Below are 6,025 nucleotides of genomic sequence, written 5' to 3'. Positions count from 1 at the left end.
TCGGCATAGGACAAGGTGCCGGTCAGTGTGTCCTTGACGATCGCCAGCTTCGGATGGGCGTATTTCTTGGGAAAGCCCCAGATCTCGCGGCCGGCGGCGATCGGCGGGTCGTCATCCAGATACATCTGGGCGACGAAGCTCATCTCCTCACCCCGGAAGCTGCAGGGAATGACCATGCCGGATTCGGTGTAGCTGCCGAAGCCGGAGCTGTCCGGCATCTGGATCCATTCGTAATGCACGATCGGCCGTTCCAGCGGCTCCAGCGGTTCCGGCAGCTGGTCGCGGATCAAATCCGGGTCGGTCTCGTAGGTGATGATCATGTATTCCCGGTCGACGAACCGGTACGGCCCGGCCGGATAGCTGGGCCCGGCGGCCGGCATCGATGGGAGCCGGAGGACATCTTCCCTGCGCATGATCTCATCCTTTTCGCCGAACGGCCGCGACGCGGCCCCGCGCCGTTCATAGCCAGCGACCGCCGAAACTCCTGCTACGGTCTTTCGACAAATCCGTGACATCCGCGCCGCCGGCCCGGTTTCGGCCGTTCGACGGCGGCCGCGTCATCAGCCCGTCATCCATGCCGGCCTATCGTGCCGCTCCCTCAAGGAGACCGGCCGGCCATGGATGCGAAGACCCCCGACCCACTGCACGACACCACGTCCCGCGGCTGGCGGCCGGACCGCTGCGACCGCGTCGCCCTGGTGCTGCAGGGCGGCGGCGCGCTCGGTGCCTACCAGGCCGGCGTGTACCAGGCGCTGCATGAGGCCGGGATCGAGCCGGACTGGGTGTCGGGCGTGTCGATCGGCGCGATCAACGCCGCCATCATCGCCGGCAACCCGCCGGAGCGGCGGCTGGACCGGCTGCGGACCTTCTGGGAGCGGATCACCGACCGCCGGATCTGGGCCTACACGCCGGATGGCGACATCTTCCGCCAGATGCGCAACGCCACCAGCTCGTGGATGACAATGCTGCAGGGCCAGCCCGGCTTCTTCTCGCCGCACGGTACCAGCCCGTGGCTGAGCCACGCCGGGGCGAAGAGCGCGACCAGCTATTACGACACCGCGGCGCTGCGCGAGACCTTGCTGGAACTGGTCGATTTCGACCGGGTCAACAACGGCCCGGTGCGCTTCGCGGTCGGTGCGGTCAATGTGCTGACCGGCAACTTCATCTATTTCGACAGCGCCGAGGAGGAGATCGCGCCGGAGCATGTCATGGCCAGCGGCGCCCTGCCCCCGGCCCTGCCGATGGTCAAGATCGGCACCGATCACTACTGGGATGGCGGCATCGTCTCGAACACGCCGCTGCAGCACCTGCTGGACGAGGAGAGCCGGCTGAACACGCTGGTGTTCCAGGTCGACCTGTTCAGCGCCCGCGGCGGGCTGCCGCGCGACATGCATGACGTGATGGCCCGCCACAAGGACATCATGTATTCGTCGCGCACCCGCTACACCACCGACCTGTACAAGCGGCTGCACATCTGGAAGACGCGGCTGGCCCAGTCGCTGGCCAAGGTGCCAGACGAGGCCCTGTCCGACAGCGAGCGCCAGATGCGGGACCAGCTGGCGCATTTGCCCGAGATCACCATCCTGCACCTGATCTATCAGCAGAAGGCCTATGAGGGCCACGCCAAGGACCACGAATTCTCCGGCACCTCGATGCGCGAGCACTGGCAGAGCGGCTACGAGGACACCAAGCGCACGCTGAAGCGGAAGCAGTGGATGGAAATGCCGGCCGAAGGTGCCGGGATCGTGATCCACGACGTGCACCGGCTCGAAGACTGAGGGGCAGGCCGGCTAAAGACGTAGGTTGGGTTCGCCCTTGCGAACCCAACATCCTGCCGTTGCGCCATTGTTGGGTTCGCAAGAGCGAACCCAACCTACAAATTACGGGGCTCGCGATAGAGGCTGGGCTGCCTCACCGCCCTTGACCCGCCGCCGCCGGCGCGCCGCATTCGGCGCAGAGCTTCGCCCGCGGCGTCCGCAGCGGCTTGCCGCAGGCATTGCACGGCGGTCCGAATAGCGACAGCCGGTGATGCCAGAGCGCGTCGGCGTCGGTCTCGCGGTGGCCGGTCAGCGCGAAGTAACGATCGAGCGCGCCCGTGCCGGAGATGTGCTGCTTGGCCTCGACCAGACTCGCACCGTGAAGAGCCCGGTACTCCTTGATCCGCCGGATGGGGTCGATCAGGTCCGGATAGACCTGCTCCCACTCATGCTCGTCCAGCACGGGAACATCGGCCCTGCAGCGCCAGCAATAGAGAGTCTTGGCCATGGCGGTTGCCCCGAAGCGGGCGGAGCCTTCACTCCGCCTCGCGCCATGATGAGGGCCGCCCTTCCCGTGGGCAAGACGGCCCCAGGCCCCATTGTCCCGGTTCAGGCGTAGGTTGGGTTCGCCCTTGCGAACCCAACCTCATGCCGTAGGACCCATGTTGGGTTCGCAAGAGCGAACCCAACCTACGAAACCGTTATGGCGAGCCCCGCCCCTCAGTTCTTACCCTGGTTCAGCGCAGCCGGCAGGGTGTTCGCGCTCAGCCCGTACTTGGCCAGGATCCGGTCGTAGGTGCCGTCGGCCTGCAGCTTTTCCAGCGCCGCCTTCACCGCGTCGCGCAGCTGCGGTTCGGACTTCAGCACCGGGATGCCGACCAGGGATTCGGTGAAGGGCTGGCCGATCGCGACATAGGTGTCCGGCTCCAGCTTCTGGGAATAGGGCAGCGTCTCATTGCCCTGGGCCGCGGCCTGGATGCGCTGGGTCTTCAGCTGGGTACGGGCGTCGGCCGAGCCTTCGGTGCCGACCACATTGATCGCCGGCTTGCCCTTGGCGACGCAGTTGGCGTCGCTCCACTCGCCGATCTGCTGCGGCCAATTGGTCGACCGGCTGGCGCCGACGGTCTTGCCGCACAGATCGTCCGTCGTCTTGATGTCACCGGCCAGCGCGGTGACGGTGTAGAACTGCGCCCCCGACTTCATGTAGTCGACGAAATCGGCGGTGTCACGCCGGGGCGGCGTGTCGCTCATCCCCGCCATCACCATGTCGATGCGGCCGGTCTGCAGCGACGGCAGCATCTGGGCGAAGGCGATCTCCTGGAACTCGGCCTCGACGCCCAGCTGCTTGGCGATCGCCTTGCCCAGGTCGATGTCGACGCCCATCAGCTCATTGGTCGCCGGGTCCTTGTAGATGATCGGCGGGTAGTTGTTGTTGGTGCCGATGATGATCTTGCCGGCCTGCTTGATCCGGTCGGGCAAGGCCTGGGCCGAAGCGGAGGTGACGGCCAGCGCGGCGATGGCGGCCGTGGCGGCGAGCAGGGCGAAACGGGTCATGGAAGCCTCTCCTGTTGTTATGGTTCCGCCGGTCACGACAGGACGGCGGCGATGAAGTCGCGGGTGCGGGCCTCGCGCGGGCTGCCCAGCACTTGCTGCGGCGGCCCCATCTCGACGATGCGGCCGCGGTCCATGAACACGACCCGGCCGGCGACCTCGCGGGCGAAGCCGAGCTCATGCGTCACCACGATCATGGTCATGCCGCTGGCGGCCAGGTCGCGCATCACCGCCAGCACCTCGCCCACCAGCTCCGGGTCCAGCGCCGAGGTCGGCTCGTCGAACAGCATCAGCTTCGGCTTCATCGCCAGGGCGCGGGCGATGGCGATGCGCTGCTGCTGGCCGCCGGAGAGTTCGGCCGGATAGGCGTCGCGCTTGTCGGCCAGGCCGACCCGCTGCAGCAGCGCCGTCGCCTCGGCCACCACCTGGGCCTTCGGCCGCCTCTGCACCGTGACCGGGCCTTCGATGATGTTGGCCAGCACCGTCATATGCGCGAACAGGTTGAAGCGCTGGAACACCATGCCGCTGGCCAGGCGCTGGCGCGCCACCTCGCGATCGGTCAGGGCATAGAGGCGATCGCCCTCGCGGCGGAACCCGGCCAGCTCGCCATCGACCCAGACCGCGCCGTCATCGACGCTTTCGAGCTGGTTGATGCAGCGCAGCAGCGTGCTCTTGCCCGAGCCGGACGGGCCGATGATGCACAGCACCTCCCCCGGCTCGACCTCGAGCGACACGCCCTTCAGGGCGTGCAGCGAGCCGAAATGCTTGTGGATCTCGGCGGCGACCACCATCGGCATGGCTCAGGCCTCCTTCGGCTGGTCGACGACAACGGCACGCTTGCGCTGGCCGCCGTCACGGCCGCGGGCGAAATGCTTCTCCAGGAAATGCTGGCCGATGCTGAGCACGGTCACCACCGCCAGGTACCAGATCGCCGACACGATCAGCAGCTCGATCACCCGGGCATTGGCGTAGTAGATGGTCTGGGCGTTGCGCAGCATCTCGGCATACTGGATGACGCTGGCGACCGAGGTCAGCTTGACCATGCTGATCACCTCGTTGCCGATCGGCGGGATGATCACCCGCATCGCCTGCGGCAGCACGATGCGGCGCAGCGCCACCAGACGGGTCATGCCGATCACCTTGGCCGCCTCGGTCTGGCCCAGGTCGACCGACAGGATGCCGCCGCGCACCACCTCGGCGGTGTAGGCGCCCTGGTTGATGCCCAGGCCCAGCAGGGTCGCGACGAAGGGCGTGATCAGCTCGACCGTCCGCGCCTCGAACAGGCCGGGGATGCCGATGGTCGGGAACACCAGCGCCAGGTTGAACCACAGGAGCAATTGGAGCAGCAGCGGCGTGCCGCGGAAGAACCAGATGTAGCCGACCGCCACGGTCTTCAGCACCGGGTTGGGCGACATCACCATGATGGCGAAGACCACGCCGAGCAGGACGCCCAGCGCCATGGCGCAGACCGTCATCAGGATGGTGTTGGCCAGGCCGGACAGGATCGCCGGCGCGGTGAAGAACTGCCCCACCACCGGCCAGGCGATCTGGCCGACGGCGAAGGCCCGCACCACCGCGGCCAGCGCCACCAGGATCAGCGCTGCCGCGACCCAGCGGCCATAGTGCCGGCGCGGCACATGGCGCAGATGGGCGATGGAATAGGGCGAAGCGCCCGTGGTGTCGGTCATCCCTGTTCCCCCTGCCCTAGACGTGTGGACCATCATAGCGCTGGGCCCAGTCGTCCTGCTCCATCAACAGCTCGCGCAGCCGGGCGAGCTGTTCGCGCACCCGGTCCGGCGCCGTGCCGCCATGGCCGCTGCGCGCGGCCACCGCCGCCTGCGGTGTCAGGCAGGACCGGATCTCCGGCGCCAGCCGCGGGTCGACCGCGGCCAGATCGGCATCCTCCAGCTCTTCCAGGCCGATACCGCGATCCTCGCAGCGGCGGACCAGGGCGCCGGTGATCTCATGTGCCTCGGAGAACGGCACGCCGCGCCGCGACAGCCAGTCCGCCACCTCGGTCGCCAGGGTGAAGCCCTCGACCGACTGGCGCTGCAGCGTCTCGACATTCACGTGCATGGTCCGTAGCATCCCGGCCATCGCCGGCAGCACGCCGTCGAGCGTGTCGACCGCCTCGAACGCCGCGCGCTTGTCCTCGGCGAGGTCGCGGTTGTAGGCGAAGGGCAGGCCCTTCAGCGCCGTCAGCATCGCCGTCAGCCCGCCGATCAGCCGGGCGGCGCGGCCGCGCGTCAGCTCGGCGATGTCGGCATTCTTCTTCTGCGGCATGATCGAGGAGCCGGTGGCGTAGGCATCGTCCAGCTCGACCCAGCGGAACTGGCGCGACGACCACAGGAACACCTCCTCCGCCAGCCGCGACAGATGCACCGACAGCATCGCGGCGACGAACAGGAACTCGGCCACATGGTCGCGGCTGCCGACCGCGTCGATCGAGTTCTCGCAAGGGCCGTCGTAACCGAGTTCGCGTGCGGATAGTTCCGGCTGCATCGCGATCGCAGAACCCGCAAGTGCTGCCGCTCCAAGCGGAGAGCGTGACGAGCGCCTGTCCCAGTCGCGCAGACGCTCGATATCGCGAGCGAAGCCCTGGGAATGGGCAAGCAGCTGATGGGCGAAGCTGACGGGCTGCGCCGGCTGGAGGTGCGTGAAGCCCGGCGCCAAGGTGTGGACATGCCTCTCGGCTTGGCCCGCGAGGGCCGTCTGTA

Annotated in this window: 7 protein-coding genes; 1 reads left to right on the top strand and 6 read right to left on the bottom strand. The window is 67.7% G+C overall.

Features of this window, described 5'->3' with window-relative positions; genetic code table 11:
- On the bottom strand, positions 1-413 hold a 413-nt coding region (locus AC3XYG_RS04070; RefSeq protein WP_489138531.1), incomplete at its 3' end, for an acetoacetate decarboxylase.
- Between the two features lie 204 nt (positions 414-617).
- Here AC3XYG_RS04070 and AC3XYG_RS04065 point away from each other — a divergent pair.
- Complete coding sequence (locus tag AC3XYG_RS04065; protein WP_489138530.1) at positions 618-1,778, top strand: patatin-like phospholipase family protein; 1,161 nt, start codon at positions 618-620, stop codon at positions 1,776-1,778.
- Between the two features lie 133 nt (positions 1,779-1,911).
- Here the strand turns inward: AC3XYG_RS04065 and AC3XYG_RS04060 are convergent, their stop codons facing one another.
- The 5 genes from AC3XYG_RS04060 to argH form a co-directional block, all read right to left on the bottom strand.
- Positions 1,912-2,265, bottom strand: coding sequence for a hypothetical protein (locus AC3XYG_RS04060; protein WP_489138529.1), 354 nt, complete (start codon positions 2,263-2,265; stop codon positions 1,912-1,914).
- Positions 2,266-2,477: 212 nt separating this feature from the next.
- Positions 2,478-3,311, bottom strand: coding sequence for an ABC transporter substrate-binding protein (locus AC3XYG_RS04055; protein WP_489138528.1), 834 nt, complete (start codon positions 3,309-3,311; stop codon positions 2,478-2,480).
- A 32-nt stretch (positions 3,312-3,343) separates the two neighbouring features.
- Positions 3,344-4,105, bottom strand: coding sequence for an amino acid ABC transporter ATP-binding protein (locus AC3XYG_RS04050; RefSeq protein ID WP_489138527.1), 762 nt, complete (start codon positions 4,103-4,105; stop codon positions 3,344-3,346).
- Between the two features lie 3 nt (positions 4,106-4,108).
- On the bottom strand, positions 4,109-4,996 hold the full coding sequence (locus AC3XYG_RS04045) for an amino acid ABC transporter permease (RefSeq protein WP_489138526.1): 888 nt from the start codon (positions 4,994-4,996) through the stop codon (positions 4,109-4,111).
- A gap of 16 nt (positions 4,997-5,012) precedes the next feature.
- A partial coding sequence (argH, locus tag AC3XYG_RS04040) for an argininosuccinate lyase (RefSeq protein WP_489138525.1) occupies positions 5,013-6,025 on the bottom strand: 1,013 nt, incomplete at its 5' end.

It is taken from the genome of Inquilinus sp. (genome assembly GCF_057815775.1).
This window is presented reverse-complemented; position numbering and strand designations above follow the sequence as displayed.

What these genes read in the sequence shown, in the direction of transcription:
- AC3XYG_RS04050 (WP_489138527.1), bottom strand. Translation starts at nt 4,105, where the DNA reads ATGCCGATGGTGGTCGCCGCCGAGATCCACAAGCATTTCGGCTCGCTG.
- AC3XYG_RS04055 (WP_489138528.1), bottom strand. Translation starts at nt 3,311, where the DNA reads ATGACCCGTTTCGCCCTGCTCGCCGCCACGGCCGCCATCGCCGCGCTG.
- AC3XYG_RS04065 (WP_489138530.1), top strand. Translation starts at nt 618, where the DNA reads ATGGATGCGAAGACCCCCGACCCACTGCACGACACCACGTCCCGCGGC.
- AC3XYG_RS04060 (WP_489138529.1), bottom strand. Translation starts at nt 2,265, where the DNA reads ATGGCCAAGACTCTCTATTGCTGGCGCTGCAGGGCCGATGTTCCCGTG.
- AC3XYG_RS04045 (WP_489138526.1), bottom strand. Translation starts at nt 4,996, where the DNA reads ATGACCGACACCACGGGCGCTTCGCCCTATTCCATCGCCCATCTGCGC.